Genomic DNA, 16,836 nt, shown 5'->3' with positions numbered 1-16,836 from the left:
TTTGGATAAGGGAATTCAACGGACTTCTTAATAAACAACCCGCCGATTGCGGTGATCACTCGATTCTCTATGTCTGTATTACAAGAGATATTGTTTGGATTGAAAAGCGATTTTGGCTGGGTTAAAAGCAATTGGGTTAAGAGAAAAACTGACTGGACTAAAATGAGATTAGTATGAGCAGTGCTTTAGCAGCTACACAGAATGAATTTTTAGGGCCCGCGGGGGCTGACCTCAATGATTTAACGCGAATTATTGATTCGATGTTGAGCCATAAAATCGACTTCGCCGAATTGTATTTTCAAAGTAGTCGCCATGAGTCCTGGGTATTAGAATCTGGTATCGTTAAAGATGCGAGTTTTAGTGCCGACAAAGGTGTTGGTGTGAGAGCGCTCGTCGGTGAAAAAACCGGGTTCGCTTACTCTGAGGAAATTTTACTACCGGCATTAGAAAGAGCCGCGGAAGCTTCGCGAAGTATTGCAACAAGAGGTAATAGCGGCAAAGTTAAATTGCTATCGACTCCTCAGCAACAGCCGCTTTACACTGACGATGATCCGATTATGAGTTTGTCAGAAAAAGAAAAGCTCGCCATATTGAAAAAACTTGATCAGTTGGCCAGGCAGCTTGATCCACGTGTCACCGAGGTTATTGCATCTTTATCCGGTGTTTTTGATAAAATTTTAATCTGTGCCAGTGACGGTACTTTAGCCAGTGACATTCGGCCACTTATCAGGGCCAATGTGACGGTGATAATGCAAGATAAAGGTAAGACAGAAAGAGGCGGTTCGGGAATCGGCGGCAGAGAAAATTACCACATGCTAAGCGATGAATTGTTGGCCGAACTGGCGAAAGAAGCCGTGCATCAGGCGAGCATTAATTTGGAAGCAATAGATGCCCCTGCGGGTAATATGCCGGTTGTACTTGGACCGGGTTGGCCGGGCGTACTGCTACATGAAGCGATTGGTCATGGACTTGAAGGTGATTTTAATCGTAAAGGATCTTCTGCTTTTTCCGGGCGTATCGGTCAACGGGTTGCTTCACCTTTATGTACGATTGTTGATGATGGCACCATTGCATCACGCAGAGGTTCATTAACGATTGACGATGAAGGCACGCAATCTCAGTCAACCACATTAATTGAAAATGGCGTGTTGGTGGGATATATGCAAGATAAAAAAAATGCGCGTCTCATGAATACTCAGTCTACTGGCAATGGTCGACGTGAATCTTACTCTAGTTTGCCGCTCCCAAGAATGACCAACACCTATATGTTAAGTGGAGAAAGCGAACCGGAAGATATTATTCGTTCAGTTAAAAAAGGAATATACGCCCCTAATTTTGGCGGCGGACAAGTTGATATCACATCAGGTAAATTTGTTTTTACAACAAGCGAAGCTTATTTGATCGAAGACGGTAAAGTGACAGCACCGGTTAAAGGTGCGACTCTGATTGGCAATGGCCCTGACGTTCTAACTAAAGTGAGCATGGTTGGTAACGATCTCGAACTTGATAAAGGTGTTGGGATATGCGGCAAAGAAGGGCAAAGTGTACCAGTTGGTGTCGGGCAACCAACGATGAAAGTTGATGAATTAACTGTTGGTGGTACGAATTAGAACTGTTGATGGTACAAGTTAGAACCGTTGGTAGTACGAGTTAGAAAACTATGATGAATAATCAAGATAAAAATCAGACAGACACAACAGACGAAGCGTTTGTCAGTAAAACACAACTTAAAAAAGAATCGAAAGCATTACAGGCATTTGGAAAAGAGTTGATCGCGATGCCTGAAACTAAACTTATGCAGTTACCCTTGAATGAAACGACGCTTCGTGCTGTGAGAGATTATCATCGTCAGAGTGGAAATATCGCGCGTAAACGACACTTGTCATATATTGGTAAGTGTTTGAGAAATGAAGATGCCGAAGCAGTTAAAGAATTTCTAAGAGAAGACAAGTTTTCTCAATTGCGTAGCCAGGTAGCAGAAACGAAAGCTGATCCTCTCGATAAAATGGTTAGAGATTTGCAGGAGAAGGGCGATCAACAGGTGCAGATTCTGGTTGAGCAAAATGCTGCGATTGACCGACAAGCACTTCGACAGTTGGTTCGCAACACAAATTCTGCAAAAGACGATGTGAAACGAAAAGCAGCTGAAAGTAAGTTGCGTAGTTTTTTAGAAAATTACCTGGTTGATTGAGAGCCGAGTTTTTATTCCTCTGCTCGAATATTTTTCAACGACGATTAACTGCTTTCAAAAAGCTAATTTATTTTAGAATAGTTAATTTATTTCAGAACAGTTGACTTATTTCAGAACCGTTAATTTATTTCGGAACAGTTAATTTATTTCAGAACATAATGGACAAAATTAAATGACCAATTTGCAAGTTTCAGTTTCAGAACATCCTGCAGATGAACTTGATGTAAAAGCTGAAGTGGAAAAACTACAAAGTGTTGGAGAGGATTTACTTCGCATGGCAAAAGCCAAAGGTGCTAGCCAGGTTGAAGTGGGTGTTAGTAAAGATATCGGCCTGTCAGTTCAGGTTCGAAATCAGCAAGTTGATACGCTCGAATATAATCGAGATAACAGTTTTGGTCTGACCGTTTATTTTGGCCATAAGAAAGGCATTGCGACAACAAGCGATTTAACCATCGAGGCATTATCAGAAACAGTCGATGCAGCTTGTAATATTGCCCGCCATACACAAGAAGATCCTTGTTCTGGTTTGGCAGATGCTGAATTAATGGCAACCCAACCAGTCGAGCTCGAATTAGACTGTCCGATGGGCGTTACCGCCGAGATCGCTAAGGAATATGCTTTGGCCTGTGAAGCTGAGGGATTGAATGCCGACGCGAGAGTTGAACAAAGCGAAGGGGCGACTTTTAGTAGCCATCGAAATATTCGATTTTATGCAAATTCTCACGGATTTTCTGCAGCGGTACCCTCCAGTAGGCATAGCTTGAGTTGTGTTCTAATCGCCCAGGATGAGCAGGGCATGCAAAGAGATTTCTGGTATTCGATTACCAGAGATGCCGAACAGTTGGAGACAGCAAAGAGCATTGGCGAAAAAGCGGCGAAAAGAGCGGTGTCTAGATTAGGCGGCCGAAAAATAGCGACTCAAAAACTCCCGGTCGTTGTCACACCTGAAATTGCCCGAGGATTAGTCGGTAACTTTTGTGCTGCAATTCGAGGTGCTAGCCTATATCGTCGCTCCAGCTTTCTACTCGACCAGCTCAATCAACCGGTGTTTCCTGAGTTTGTTGATATGCAAGAAAAACCTTTCTTGAAAAAAGGTCTTGCGAGCTCCTGGTTTGATAATGAAGGTATTGCAACGCGAGAACAAGCCATTATTAAGCAGGGCGTGTTGCAGACTTATTTGTTAAATAGCTATAGTGCAAGGCGATTGGAGATGAGTCCTACGGGACATGCCGGTGGTCTCCATAATCTTCACATAGAGCCCGGCAATGCTAATAATCAGAACCTGAGTTTTGATGAATTGGTTAAACAGATGCATAAGGGACTCATCGTGACTGAAGTTATGGGCCATGGTGTGAACTTGGTTAACGGTGATTATTCCCGTGGCGCGTCAGGTTTTTGGGTGGAGAATGGCGAAATTCAGCATTTTGTCGAAGAAATCACCATTGCTGGTAATCTAAAGCAAATGTTCGCCGGACTGCAGGCGATCGGCACCGATCTGGATTATCGCAGTAGCACCGTTACTGGCTCATGGTTGCTATCTGACATGATGATTGCCGGAAATTAACTGCGATTTGCGGCGGTGAAAGTGAGTATTAACTCAAATAGCCTAAGATAAGCATTCACCAATAGTCTAACGAAGTTCGATTTTAGTACGAAATCTTTCAATGTTACTGATATTCGCTAAATCTCAGTAATCGAACATCTTCGGATAAGAGTTGCTGTCCTGCACAAAAATCTTGTGCCAATAATAGAGATGATTGATGTTGGTGATTGTCTCTTAAGCCTGGTTGAGTTAGTATCACTACGTCCAATTTCAGCTGTCAGGCGGGTTTGCTTCATTGTTAATACCAAATGAGCAAAAACAGGCAATATTGCTAGAGTGGAAACGAGAATTCCGCTTGCTCCAGCAAAACAAGACTTAGTGCCTGAAATAGAAGCTAAAAGTGCGATTTGCCTATCTGATTTAAAAATTTAGAACAAGTTAACTTATTGTTTATTTTTCATACGTTTAGTAGTGCTTCAACCATCAAGTACAAGCGCCTTGGCGCTATCTACCTCCCCTAATTTTATTTCACTTAATGCCAATTTGAACTTATTTTGATACAAAATATCGGTAAAAGTTACGATTAAGTGTGTCAAATTACCCAAAATTAACGATTGAACCCTGGCTAATTTTTAGTAACAATGACTAGGTGCCTAAAGATTCAATGTTTTTTCAATCCTTTTTTGTTGCACAGGATTGGTTTTTTTGAGCACAGGAATAATAAATAGTGAAACATAACAATCAATAACCGGGGATTAATCTAATGATTGATATAAACAGGAAAACTGCGTTCAGGCGTAGTGCCTTGGCAGCTTTTATCGCCTCAAATTTACTGACCGCTGGCAGTATTTATGCGGCGGAGGACGAAACTGATGGAGCGAAATCCAAAGACGACAATAAAATTACCGTTACTGGATCTCGAATTAAGCGAAGTGAAGCCGAGGGGGCTGCACCGATTATCCGAATTACTAGCCAGGATATGACTGATCGCGGATATGTCACTGTATTCGACGCGCTTAAGAACCTTTCACAAAACACTGGTTTTCAATTTGAAGGCCCAGAGTCTCAGTTATTTACGCCAGATGTACAAACGGTTAATTTACGATCTACCGGTGTTGGTAATACCTTAGTGCTCATCAATGGCCGACGTATCGCCAATTACCCAGCGGCTTATCAAGCAAGTACATCGGTTGTTAACTTTGGCGCTATTCCAGCCGCGGCAGTTGAAGAAGTTCAGGTTCTTGCGACAGGTGCTTCGGCCATTTATGGTTCTGATGCGGTTGCAGGTGTAATTAACATCATTTTAAAAACTGAGATTGATGGAACCTCTCTCAACCTACTTGTTGGTGGCCCCACAGAAACTAAAACGGATAGAAATACCACTAGATTCCAACTGGTTACAGGGCATTCTTTTGAAAGCGGCAACATTACCGCAACCTTCGAATATCAAAAGCGCGATCCTATTTTAGCTGGTGATTATGACGAGTTTGACTCTGATCTTGATTATCCTTATGGCGATGGTGTTTTACTAAGAAACAACCTTGACTTAGATTACTGGGCACTTAATGGATGGGCTTTAGATTCAACTGGCCAAGGTTATCGTGATCCAGGCGTTGGCGCATGTGCTGCCTTAGGAAATGGTACTGAGCGTTCTTTCCGTAACAACCGTGGTTATTTTTGTGGTAAAGACTCTGCTGCAGAAACCAACTTCAGAAATGAAAGAGAACATTATTCTGTTTTCGCCAGCGGTAACTATTACCTGGAAAATGACGTAGAACTATTCGGTGACCTGGTTTATTACACAAGTGATTCGGTTAGTAATAATAACGGATTGTGGATTTCTGAAGACATTTACGACACTTCTACACCACGCTCAACGGTATTTGGTACTTTCGGTGACTGGTACTTAGGCCAACGTCGCTTTACCGAAGAGGAACTAGGCCGTAGTTTAGATCAAACCTTTGACGACACTGCAATCAGTCTTTCTGTAGGTGCAAGAGGATCCTGGGGATTACACGATTGGGAAGTCTCATTAACTCAAAGCGATTACGAGTTAAATTACCAACAGCCTTGGTGGAAAGCTGAAAGTGTGGTTGAAGTCTTTTTAGGTGACTACAACGGAGTTGGCTTCTTTGGAGATAACTGGTGGGCCGGTAACGGAACATTTGGTCTGCAAACTGGCGCAACCGGCGGAATCTTTACGCCTATTGACCAAGCACTTGTTAACAGTGCTATCGACATGCAAAGATACAGTAATGAAACCTCTTCAACGAGTGCTCAATTTGTATTAAACGGTGATTTAGTTGAGATGGCTGACGGACCATTGAGTTATGCATTGGTTGTAGAATGGGAAGAACAAGATTTCGCATTCGTTCCTGATGCTCGACTACAACAGGATCCAATTGAGTCTTACCTGTCTGGTTCAGGCTGGTGGAACTTAACCGGATTTAGCGGCGCTGGTGATCGAAGTCGTGCTGCTGTTGGTCTTGAAACTCGAATTCCTGTTTCAAGTGATTTAACTCTTAGTGTTGCAGCACGAACCGATAACTATGACAGCACGTCATCTTCTATCGGAACAAGAACTACGCCTTCGTTGTCATTTGAGTATCGACCATTAGATAACTTATTAATTCGTGGTGGATACACAGGTAGTTTCCGTGCACCTGACTTGAACATGGTTTACACAAGAACAGGTTTCTTTACTACCGCTACTGATTTTGTTCAATGTTATCAGTCGTTCATTGCAACTGGTGGAACACCTGCAAACTTTGATCGTTCAACCTGTACTGGTTCTAGCACTTTTGTTAGACGTACTCCGGGTACTGAACTGTCAGGCGACGAAGCGCTAAAAGATGAAACTGGCCACAGTAACTGGTTAGGTTTTGCTTGGGACGTAAGCGATGATCTTTTGATAACTGTTGATTACAGTAAAGTTCGCATTGAAGACCAGGTTCGAAACGAAAGTATTACAACATTACTACGTGACGAATTTGAGTGTTTCCTGGGTAACTTAACCGGTGACCGTTGTGATTACATCGCGCCACGTATTCAACGTGAAGTCGATCCTACAACTGGTGTTTCATTCATTGAAGAGTTCAACGCTTCTCCAATCAATGCTGCTGTTGAACAAGTGAGAAATATTGATGTAAAAATGTTCTCCAAGTTTGACACATCAGTTGGACAATTCGGTCTTAATCTAGATTACACTCATGTGCTTTCACACGAGTTTAAGAACGATATTACCGATGAAGAATATGTTGATTTACGTGATGATCCAATTCAAGGCGGTTGGGGATTCCGTTCTATTTTAACGGCGGCGTTTAGCTACAAAAATGGCGATTTTAGCACTGTGTTAACAGGTATTCGTCGCGGTAGTACTACACGACGTAACCCAACTTCAATTGGTCCAAACGATGATATGCGCGTTGACCCTTATATAACATTCAACTGGACTGCCGGATATGAATTCACCGATAGTCTGCGTGGATCTGTTCGTGTTGTTAATATACTAGATGAAGGCGCTCCGAGAGATGATTCGCATTTCTTCTTTCAACCACCTTGGTTCAATGTTTTCGTCTATTCAGGCGCGCAAATTGGTCGCGAACTTTACATGGAGTTAGATTATAAGTTCTAGTCATCAATTAGATGTCACAAGTTTGATAAACTCAAACCTGTAAAATCCAGTCGGCAATTGTCGACTGGATTTTTTTTGCGAATAACCCCTTTATTAATTTCAATTGTGTTTATCGCAATATTATCTTCATAATTAGTACCGATAATCAAAATAGCATCTTGCTATTAATATAAGATCATAAACTCGAATATTGGAACCAGGCTAAATATAAGGCAGCTTAAATATTTAGTATATTTGTTGTTGGAAAAGCTAAAATAATAAACTGAGAGTAAAGTCTATTATCTACAGCTAGTGTTTTTGTTGACTACCAATTCAAACTTCCTGTGCTAAGTTTTTGTGTTATCTCTTCTCCACTCAACGGCTTTGAAATCAAATAACCTTGCGAATATTCGATGTTGAGTTGCTTAAGTTTTGAGAATTGTTCTTCTGTTTCAAGCCCTTCTGCAATAACTTCCATATCGAGCCCGGAGGCGAGTATTTTTACTGATTTTATCACTGCTAAATCGGTCGCTTCTTGAAACATGTTATTAACAAAGGAGCCGTCAATTTTGACCAAAGCGATCGGGAAATGATGTAGATAGCTGAGGGAAGAAAAGCCAGTACCAAAGTCGTCGAGCATAATTTCAATTCCAGCGTTATTGAACTCGTTGAGAACTTTTTTGGCAACGTCGAAGTTGTCGATTAAAATGCTCTCAGTAATTTCAAGTTTAAGGCAGTACGCCGGGAGTTTTGTCTCTGACAAGAGTGAGAAAATGTCATTTGTTAGCTCGGGATTTTCTAACTGTTTTGGGGATAGGTTGACGCTCACATAAAGCTGCGAGAACTTTTCGTTTTGTTGGCGCCATCGACTAATTTCATGGATGGCACGAGTTAACACCTGTTTTCCTAACTCGATGATCAGGCCTGTTTCCTCGGCTATTTCGATAAAGTCTAACGGGTTAATAAAGCCTTGCTCGTGATGATTCCATCTGACTAGTGATTCAAATCCGACAATTGTTCGATCAGTGAGATCGATGACTGGTTGAAAGTGGACATCTAGTTCGCCTTCTTTCAAAGCCACCCTTAAATCTGTTTCTAGTTGAAGTCTTTTGACGGCGTTGAAATGCATATCAATATCAAAAAATTCGTAGCAAGCTTTTCCTTTTGATTTTGCTTGATACATTGCCGCGTCAGCGTCTCTTAATACTTCCTCGGGGTTTTTATAATGCGGTTGGTTTTGGGTAATACCGACGCTTGGTGAGGTGAAAACTTCAGTACCCTGAATAACGTAAGGTTTCGAAACCAGCTCAACAATTCTTTGCGAAATACTAACGGTTTCTTTTTTATTGATATCGCCTTCGAGTAAAATGCAAAACTCGTCGCCGCCAAATCGCGCGATAGAATCACAGGGGCGAATTGCTTTTTCCAGGCGGGTAGCTACTTCTTTGAGCAATAGATCGCCGGTAAGATGTCCCAAGCTATCGTTAATGACTTTAAATCGATCAAGGTCGATGAATAATACGGCGTATTTTAGTGCTTCGCGGCTATCACTCCGATTCATCGCTTTGAGCAACCTGTCGATGAAAAGCGTCCTGTTCGGCAGACCGGTTAAGGTGTCATGAAGTGCATCGTGGTAAAGTTTTGCCTGGGTTTTTTCTCTTTCTCGTAATAGCTTATGGAGTTCGTAATTTGAAGTGACTAGTTCCCGGGTTCGTTGTTGAACTTTTTCTTCGAGTTGTGCATGAGAATGTTGTAACTCTTTATTCATATTGACAATCACATCGGTCATTTTTTTGCGATTAATTGCTGTGGAAATGTGGCCTGCGACGAAACTAAGCAACTCAAGATCGGACTGCTCGTACTTTATCGAGGCATCGTAACTTTGCAATGCAAGCACGCCGAAATTTTTTCCATCATTGACTAGCGGAACCCCCATCCAGCATTGACAATTTTGTCCGACCAGGCAGACTTCACCTTTTTCCATTAGCTGGCGCATTTTATTTTGATCCGCTAATAAAGGAAGCCCTGTTCTCAACACGTAACCAGTAAAAGTATATTTTATTCTGGCTGATGGCAAAGAGCAGATTTCTTCAGGCGCCATAGTGTCAACGCTGTCTTTAAAATATTCAAATGTGAGACTTTCTTCCTCCTCATCAAGGGTCGCAATGATGATGTTTTTCGCGTAAATGATTTTGTTTAATGCCTTATGGATTGATTCAAATAGTTTGTCCAGGTTGCCGTTGTGTATTGGCGTGTTGGCGATTTGAAAGAGAGTTTGCTGTACCTTGACGGCTTGCTGATAGTGTTCCACTAGTTGTGCCAGCTGAGGCTGAGACATTCCTTGAATATCTTTCGGTTCGGGAAACGATTTGGCGTACAGCTGATATTCCGACACGGATGGCTCCTATCAGGTTATTTTGTTGTTTGGGTAGCATTTGGGCGTTTAGCTGTACTTAAGCGGATATAGTAAGCACCAGCTAATCTTGTCGGTTTATTCTGTTAAATCGAGCAACTGTTATTTTGGTTTTTTGTTTCACTCTTTTTATCTCAGACCCAGTTTAATTAAGCCTAGCCAGAGAATAGTGAAACCTCAAGAAAACTCTGTTGATTGTTTGCTAATCAATTGAACAAGATAAGATGTTGTTCTCTATTTGAGATTAAGGCTTGATGGTTTGTTTTTGCTCATGAATTCGATTTTGCAAATTCTTAAGAGCGGTCTTGAGCTCTGGTAACTGTCTAATTTCTCGAAATAAGGGAAGGTGGTTGATTAATCTTAGATTTGTCCAGCCGCGATTAATCGCTTCTATCAGGGCTTCAGCGCTTGATTGAGGTTTGTTGATGGCGCTCAGGGCGATTGCCAATAGAAAATAGTCTCTAGGGTTTTCGCTGGCTCGATTGACTATTTGGGGAGAGGCTGAAATACCAGTTTCGCTAGTCTTCATTCTCTCATCATGTTGTATACCTTCAAACGAAGAGTTCTTTGCTTTTAATTCGCTTATCGTAATATTTTTAATGCGAAGGTTATGCCAGGCATCAATCACCTGCATCAGTTTGGCTTGTTTTATGTCATCGTTATTTTGGTCGAGAATTTTTTGACTCACGGCTAAAAGTAGCTGTAGCTCGAGGTTTTCCTCAGTGTGTGGCAGTAAGCTTGCTTGTTGAAAAAATGAGAATGCTTCTAGAAATTGACCTTGATACAGCTCGATTTCTCCCGCCGTTAACAGGTAGGAAAATTCTTGTGGGAAAGTTTTGATGGCGTCGCTAATGAGCGCTTTTGCTTTGGAATGGTGATCATGAATAGCAAGATAATCCGCGTAGAGTCTGGTGGCTAGTACATAGTCCGGCTGTAGCTGTAAGGCTCTTAGATAACTCTCTTCTGCCTTATCGTAAACTTGTAAACTCTCCAGAGTTTGCCCTAAATGAGCATAAACTGTCGCGTAATTAGGGTTGAGTTCGGCGGCTCTTAAATTCCATTTCATTGCGTTGGCAAGTTGCCCGGTTTGGCGGTAGAGGTACGCAAGATTAGTTGCAGCCTGTGCGTGCCTGGGAGATAGTTTAATCGCTCGCAAATTTGATTGAATAGCTTGTTTGAGTTGACCGTTCAGGTAGTAAGCTAATCCTAGCGCTTTGTGAGACTCTGCTCTTTCTTCGCCCAACGTGACCGACTGGCGAGCTGACTCAAGTGCCAGTTTTCGCCACGATTCGCCCGCGCCAAACTGGTAAACCCCTTGACTGTAGGCATCAGCTAAACCCGCGTAAGCGAGCGCGAATGTCGGATCAAGTTTGAGTGATTGTTGGTACAGATTAATCGCGGTTTGATTATCGGTTTGTCGATATCGACTATAGTAATCTCGTCCCCTCAAATACAAATCGTAAGCTTTGACAACCTGGGTAGGTTGCGTTAGTGAAAGTGAATCCAATACCTGGGATTTATTGAGTTTAGCTTTCAGACGACTGGTTATTTGAGAAATCACTTTTCGCTGTATTGCTAAAATATCGTCGGACTCAAAATCGTACTCTGCCTGCCACAATAGATCTGAAGTATTCGTATTGATTAGCTTGAATTTCAAATGCAATAAATTATTTTGCCGATATAAAGAGCCGTCTAAGATAGAGCCAACGTCCAGCTGAGTAGCAATTTTGCTGATTGAACGCTCAGTTCGGGCATAGGGTTGTACTGCCTGTTGTGATGACACTTTGAGCGTTTCGATTTCAGACATCACTTGAATAAGTTCAGTTGTCATACCGCTGGCCAGATAGTTATCCTCCGGGTTTTGCGTAATATTAACGAAGGGGAGGATTGCCAGGTGTTGCAGCGAATGACTCTTTGACTTTTGACTGAGTTGATTACTTAGAATAAATAGAGAAATCAATAAAAGTGCGATAAAAGCAGATAAAGCCAGCGAAATGTTTTGCCAGAGTTTTTGCGTATTGGAAGTAAAAAGATTCGGTACGCGGTCACTGCTGGCCAGATCATACTCAATTGGTGTGGTCTGGTTAATTAACAGGATCTTAACTTCCGGAAGTAGTCGATAACCGCGCCCTCTGACAACTCCGATGTATTTGGGGGACTGAGCGTTGTCACCTAGCGCTTTTCTCAGTAATCTGACCCGTTGTTTGAGGGTTTCGTCGCCGACAACCATGTCGGGCCATACTTCTCCAATCAATTCTTCCTGTTCAAGGACATTTGGCGAATTTTCGACCAGCACTCTGAGCAATTGAAAAGAAAGTTTCGGTAGTGATATTTCTTCAGTGCCACGCCATACCTGACCGGTTTCTGGGTCAAGTTTGATATCTTCAATCTGAAATTGGCGTTTTGTTGCTGAAGTTTTAAACAACCTGCGATATTCCCGTTTTTTGTTTTAGTGAAAGTCCAGATTATCGAAACCCCTTTAAATTTCAAGCATTTTCAAAAAGCTTCACCGTATCTTCACCAAATGTTTCAGTAAGCTTCACCTGCATTTCATGGGGCATTTCTGGTTTTTGTTAATAATGGTTGGCGTCAGTTTGACCAAAAAAGAAAACTTGTCCGGGGTAGAACCAAAAATAAATTTCCCGTTCATTTGATGCAGCGCTAACAATTCTCAGGAGGCAAAATGGATATCACAATCGAACAAGAACAATCAGAACAAGAGCAGGCAAAATCGTCATCAAAGGTCACTCATCCACCGGGGCTCGCAGTTTGTTTTTTTATGGAGATGTGGGAGCGGTTCAGTTTTTATGGGTTAAAAGCACTACTTATTTTTTACTTAACCCAGCACTTTTTATTCAGCGATGCCGACGCCGCTGATATTTTTGGGAGCTATTTTTCGTTGGTTTATGCGCTGCCTATTTTCGGTGGATTGTTGGCTGACCGATACCTCGGAGGGCGTAAAGCGGTTTTTTTCGGGGGAATACTCTTATGCCTGGGACACTTCGGGATGGCTTTCGAAGGCGAACAAGCTTTTACTGACAACGAGGGAAAACTCATTGTCGATCAGGTTGCTTTGCAAACTTTTTTCTTTTCGCTGGCGCTGATTATTGTAGGCGTGGGCATGCTCAAGCCGAACATTTCGACCATTGTTGGTAAGCTATATCACAAAAATGATCCACGCCGTGACGCAGGGTTTACCATCTTCTATATGGGGATCAATATTGGTTCGGCGCTTGCTTCAATTGGTTGCGGTTACCTCGGGCAAACTTACGGCTGGAACTATGGTTTTGGTTTGGCTGGTGTGGGAATGTTGATTGGTCTGGTTGGATTTGCTTTTGGACAGCCAAAACTTAATGGCGTGGCAGAGTCTCCGCAGCCACAAAAGCTCAAACAATCGTTGTTTGGAAGACTTTGCCTTGAGCATGCAATTTACCTGGGGCTATTTGCCTCGGTATTTGTTGTCTGGCAATTGGTTCAAAATCATGCTGCGGTAGGGGCTCTGCTTGGCAGTACCGCTATTTTAGCGTTGATTGTCGTTATCTGGTTCTGTTTACAAAAATCAGGCAAAGTCGAGCGCGAGCAAATGTTTGCTGCACTGGGGCTAACCTTAGCCTCTGTTGTATTTTTTCTGAGCTTTGAGCAAACCGGAAGTTCAATGAATCTTTTTGCAGAACGAGTGGTTGACCGCGTGGTTTGGGGATTTGAAATTCCTTCCTCAACATTGCAAGCATTGAATGCGATTTTTATTGTGCTGTTGGCACCTTTGTTCGCCAAGCTATGGGTTTATCTTGCCAGTAAAAATCGAGAACCGAGTACGCCAATGAAGTTTGTATTAGGGATTTTTCAGGTTGGGTTAGGCTTCGCTTCAATGGCTGTAGGGATCTTGATTGCTGGCGATGGCAATTCTGTCAATCTCTTCTGGTTGGTATTGGCGCATTTGTTGTTAACTACTGGTGAGTTATGCCTTTCGCCGATAGGTCTTTCTATGATAACTAAATTATCCATTCCTCGACTGGCTGGTTTAATGATGGGGATCTGGTTTTTAGGAACTGCAGGAGCACAATATATAGCAGGTATAATTGCTAAATTTGCGAGCACCGATGGCGGGCTCAGCCCCAGCCAGGTTTATTACGATACCTTTTCAGGGATTGCCTGGATGGGAATTATCAGCGCTTTGGTGTTTGTTTTGTTTGTACCGCTATTAAAGCGAATGATGCACAACGTGCATTAATGATTCTGACTGAGAGTTGACCAGGAAGCCAGAAACGAATTTGGTTGTTAGGTGGCTGAATTAACCGAGAGGCCTCTGAAATGAGGCCAAAACTCGTGAGATCATTACCAACAATTATATCTGCACAAAGGTTAAAGAATTGAGTTAAAGAGACGGGCCTGTTACTTTCTAAAGATGTGCCAATCCTGCCATTTGTCGTTGATTTCAGAAGGTCGTTTTAACATGGAAATAGTAGCAGCCCAAATCGAAAATGCTGATCTTATTTTTGAATATATTAAAGCGTTAGCTGTGGAAGAAGCGCTTCCTTATCAAGTATCGGTTACCCTTGAGGATTTAAAAATCAATTTATTGTCCGAAGACGCCAGAGCGGAAGCCGTGCTTTTAAAAAGTGGCAATCGTTTCTTTGGTTTTGCAACCTTTTATGAAACATTTTCTACAACTACCGGAAAAAAAGGAATTCACCTCGACGATTTATATATAGAGCCTGAGTTTCGCAGCAAAGGGTATGGTAAAGAATTAATGAATTACTTAACTCGCCTTGCTAAAAGCCGCGGTTATGCTCGATTTGAATGGTGGTGCATGAAAAGCAATCATAATGCGATTCGATTTTACGAATCTTTGGGTGCTAATAATTTGGAAGACCTGTGCATCTTCAGAATGGATAAAAGCACAATTGACCGAGCAGAATGAGAATCGATGTTCGTTAATATTTCGGCGATCTTGGGTATACTGACACAAGGCTGTCAGTAGCGCTCTAATAAAGTAGGAATTAAATTAATTACTATGTAGATAACTTTCAATGCCAGAGCCGCTAAAAAATCATTATTCAGAAAAATTAGTCAAATCATTATCGAGGGAAGTCAAAAAAGAGCATCCTGCTTTTAACAGTCGCGCGTTTAACCGGAAAGTATTATCCGATGAATGGGAATCATTGGAACTCAAAGCGCGTATGCGTCGTATTGTCTTCTTGCTCGGCGAGTTTTTACCCAAGAGCTACACCGAAGCGATTAACATTCTGACGCCTGTTTCTGAAAAGTTCTCAGGTCTCGGACATATGCTGTTTCCTGATTTTGTCGAACAGTATGGGCTGAATGACTACCGGCTATCGATGAAAGCTCTAGCACATTTCACTTCCGCATCGAGTGCCGAGTTTGCTATTCGACCCTTTATTATGCAGGATACCGAGAAAACGATGAAACAAATGAAGCGGTGGTCTAGATCTCAAAACGAGCATTTGAGACGGCTGGCTTCGGAGGGATGTCGCCCTCGATTACCCTGGGCAATGGCGCTACCAGAATTTAAGAAAAATCCCCAACCGGTTCTGGATATCATTCTTAATCTGATGGATGACGAAAGCCTGTACGTGAGGCGTAGTGTCGCTAATAACCTGAATGATATTTCTAAAGATAATCCTGATGTGGTTGTCGAAATCGCAACAGAGCATTTGGGCAGGTCAAAAGAAATTGACTGGGTCATTAAACACGCATGCCGGGGATTGCTTAAGCAGGGTGATAAAAAAGTCTTACCTTTATTTGGTTATTCGAACGCTGAACATGTTGTGGTCAATCAATTGTCGGTTGACAAAAAGGTGTCTATGGGAAGTGAGCTTAATTTCAATTTTGATATCAAATCGAAAAACAAACGACTCGGCAAGTTACGTTTAGAATTTGTTATCGACTTTATGAAATCAAATGGTAAAACATCGCCAAAAATATTTAAGATTGGGGAAGGAGAGTATGCTGAAAACAGCCGAAGCATCAGTAAGTATTTTTCTTTTAAGCCGATTACTACGCGTCGCTATTACCCCGGTGAGCATAAGCTTTTTATTGTGATCAATGGCGAAAAAGTTGCGAGCAAGCCATTTGAACTGACCGAATAAATTGCTTAAACTGAATTTTACCTTTTGCACTTGAGTGAATTTGGCATGGCGGTTGATCAATCTAAACATTCCTATCAAGATCTTGAAAGTGGCGATGTAGCGCTTATCGGTGTTTGTAGCGATGCTAACTCTTCTTATTTGCGAGGCCCAGCCAAGGCGCCGAAGAAAATTCGAGAAGCGCTTTATTGTGGTTCCGCTAATTTAAGTTCGGAATTAGGAGTCACCCTGGGAAATAACGCGCAATTTAAAGATTTGGGTGATCAAACAATCGAAGAATCCGTCGACGATTTTTTGAACATCACTCAGTTGCTCAGCCCGGTATTGTCAAAAGGCGCCAAGCCGCTAACATTAGGCGGCGATCACGCGGTCACTTACCCGGTGTTAAAAGCGGTGGCGGAGAAGCATGGGCCAGTAAACTTGCTTCATTTTGATGCTCACCCCGATCTCTATCACGAATTTGAAGGCAATCAATATTCCCACGCTTGTCCCTTTGCGAGAATTATGGAACAAGGGCTCGCTAAGCGTTTGGTTCAGGTTGGTATTCGCACGTTGAATGAGCATCAGAAAACACAGGCTGAAAAGTATTCCGTTGAAATTCACGAGATGAGCCGTTTTGATGTAAGTCATTTTAAACCTGATTTTGATGGCCCTGTTTATATTTCATTTGATATGGATGCGCTTGACCCTGCTTATGCGCCAGGTGTTTCTCATCACGAGCCGGGAGGCTTGTCGGTAAGAGATGTGTTGACTGTTATCCAGGCTGTCGATGTTCCTGTCATTGGTGCTGATATTGTTGAATATAATCCTACACGGGATGTCAATGATATGACCGCGATGGTAGCAGCTAAGTTATTGAAAGAATTGGCGGGGAAAATGTTGTCGTGAGCTGCTAATCGAATTAGCGCGATAATCATCTTCTTAGTATTGGAACTTTTCAGCACTGAGCTTTTCTATCCAGGAAATGTG

Annotated in this window: 10 protein-coding genes; 8 read left to right on the top strand and 2 right to left on the bottom strand. The window is 42.2% G+C overall.

Translation table 11 applies throughout. From position 1 onward, the window contains the following. Window positions 1–173 precede the first annotated feature (173 nt). The 4 genes from tldD (at window position 174) to FLL46_RS17360 (ending at window position 7,368) form a co-directional block, all read left to right on the top strand. Window positions 174–1,610: a metalloprotease TldD gene (tldD, locus tag FLL46_RS17375; RefSeq protein ID WP_142932589.1), complete on the top strand. Its 1,437-nt coding sequence runs from the start codon at window positions 174–176 to the stop codon at window positions 1,608–1,610. A gap of 50 nt (window positions 1,611–1,660) precedes the next feature. Further along, window positions 1,661–2,191 (top strand): ribosome biogenesis factor YjgA, encoded by a 531-nt coding sequence (gene yjgA / locus FLL46_RS17370; RefSeq protein ID WP_142932588.1) that lies wholly within the window; start codon window positions 1,661–1,663, stop codon window positions 2,189–2,191. Between the two features lie 172 nt (window positions 2,192–2,363). Then, on the top strand, window positions 2,364–3,755 hold the full coding sequence (pmbA, locus tag FLL46_RS17365) for a metalloprotease PmbA (RefSeq protein ID WP_142932587.1): 1,392 nt from the start codon (window positions 2,364–2,366) through the stop codon (window positions 3,753–3,755). 742 nt (window positions 3,756–4,497) lie between these two features. After that, window positions 4,498–7,368, top strand: coding sequence for a TonB-dependent receptor plug domain-containing protein (locus tag FLL46_RS17360; protein ID WP_142932586.1), 2,871 nt, complete (start codon window positions 4,498–4,500; stop codon window positions 7,366–7,368). A 304-nt stretch (window positions 7,369–7,672) separates the two neighbouring features. On the opposite strand, the gene FLL46_RS17355 is transcribed toward FLL46_RS17360, so the two are convergent. Beyond that, window positions 7,673–9,742: a bifunctional diguanylate cyclase/phosphodiesterase gene (locus tag FLL46_RS17355; RefSeq protein ID WP_142932585.1), complete on the bottom strand. Its 2,070-nt coding sequence runs from the start codon at window positions 9,740–9,742 to the stop codon at window positions 7,673–7,675. Window positions 9,743–10,004: 262 nt separating this feature from the next. Then, window positions 10,005–12,185: a winged helix-turn-helix domain-containing protein gene (locus tag FLL46_RS17350; RefSeq protein WP_142932584.1), complete on the bottom strand. Its 2,181-nt coding sequence runs from the start codon at window positions 12,183–12,185 to the stop codon at window positions 10,005–10,007. A gap of 258 nt (window positions 12,186–12,443) precedes the next feature. Here FLL46_RS17350 and FLL46_RS17345 point away from each other — a divergent pair, with 258 nt between their 5' ends. The 4 genes from FLL46_RS17345 to speB all read left to right on the top strand — a co-directional run bounded on the left by FLL46_RS17345 (window position 12,444) and on the right by speB (window position 16,755). Next, a complete protein-coding gene (locus FLL46_RS17345) occupies window positions 12,444–13,991 on the top strand; it encodes a peptide MFS transporter (RefSeq protein WP_142932583.1) in 1,548 nt (515 codons plus the stop codon). A gap of 222 nt (window positions 13,992–14,213) precedes the next feature. After that, window positions 14,214–14,681 (top strand): GNAT family N-acetyltransferase, encoded by a 468-nt coding sequence (locus FLL46_RS17340; RefSeq protein WP_142932582.1) that lies wholly within the window; start codon window positions 14,214–14,216, stop codon window positions 14,679–14,681. 109 nt (window positions 14,682–14,790) lie between these two features. Continuing rightward, window positions 14,791–15,870, top strand: coding sequence for a DNA alkylation repair protein (locus FLL46_RS17335; protein ID WP_142932581.1), 1,080 nt, complete (start codon window positions 14,791–14,793; stop codon window positions 15,868–15,870). A 45-nt stretch (window positions 15,871–15,915) separates the two neighbouring features. Continuing rightward, window positions 15,916–16,755, top strand: a complete 840-nt coding sequence (speB, locus tag FLL46_RS17330; RefSeq protein WP_142932580.1) for an agmatinase — start codon at window positions 15,916–15,918, stop codon at window positions 16,753–16,755. Window positions 16,756–16,836: the final 81 nt, after the last annotated feature.

The organism is Aliikangiella coralliicola, assembly GCF_007004725.1.
Classification (GTDB): domain Bacteria; phylum Pseudomonadota; class Gammaproteobacteria; order Enterobacterales; family Kangiellaceae; genus Aliikangiella; species Aliikangiella coralliicola.
This window is presented reverse-complemented; position numbering and strand designations above follow the sequence as displayed.

What these genes read in the sequence shown, in the direction of transcription:
- tldD (WP_142932589.1), top strand. Translation starts at nt 174, where the DNA reads ATGAGCAGTGCTTTAGCAGCTACACAGAATGAATTTTTAGGGCCCGCG.
- yjgA (WP_142932588.1), top strand. Translation starts at nt 1,661, where the DNA reads ATGATGAATAATCAAGATAAAAATCAGACAGACACAACAGACGAAGCG.
- pmbA (WP_142932587.1), top strand. Translation starts at nt 2,364, where the DNA reads ATGACCAATTTGCAAGTTTCAGTTTCAGAACATCCTGCAGATGAACTT.
- FLL46_RS17360 (WP_142932586.1), top strand. Translation starts at nt 4,498, where the DNA reads ATGATTGATATAAACAGGAAAACTGCGTTCAGGCGTAGTGCCTTGGCA.
- FLL46_RS17345 (WP_142932583.1), top strand. Translation starts at nt 12,444, where the DNA reads ATGGATATCACAATCGAACAAGAACAATCAGAACAAGAGCAGGCAAAA.
- FLL46_RS17340 (WP_142932582.1), top strand. Translation starts at nt 14,214, where the DNA reads ATGGAAATAGTAGCAGCCCAAATCGAAAATGCTGATCTTATTTTTGAA.
- FLL46_RS17335 (WP_142932581.1), top strand. Translation starts at nt 14,791, where the DNA reads ATGCCAGAGCCGCTAAAAAATCATTATTCAGAAAAATTAGTCAAATCA.
- speB (WP_142932580.1), top strand. Translation starts at nt 15,916, where the DNA reads ATGGCGGTTGATCAATCTAAACATTCCTATCAAGATCTTGAAAGTGGC.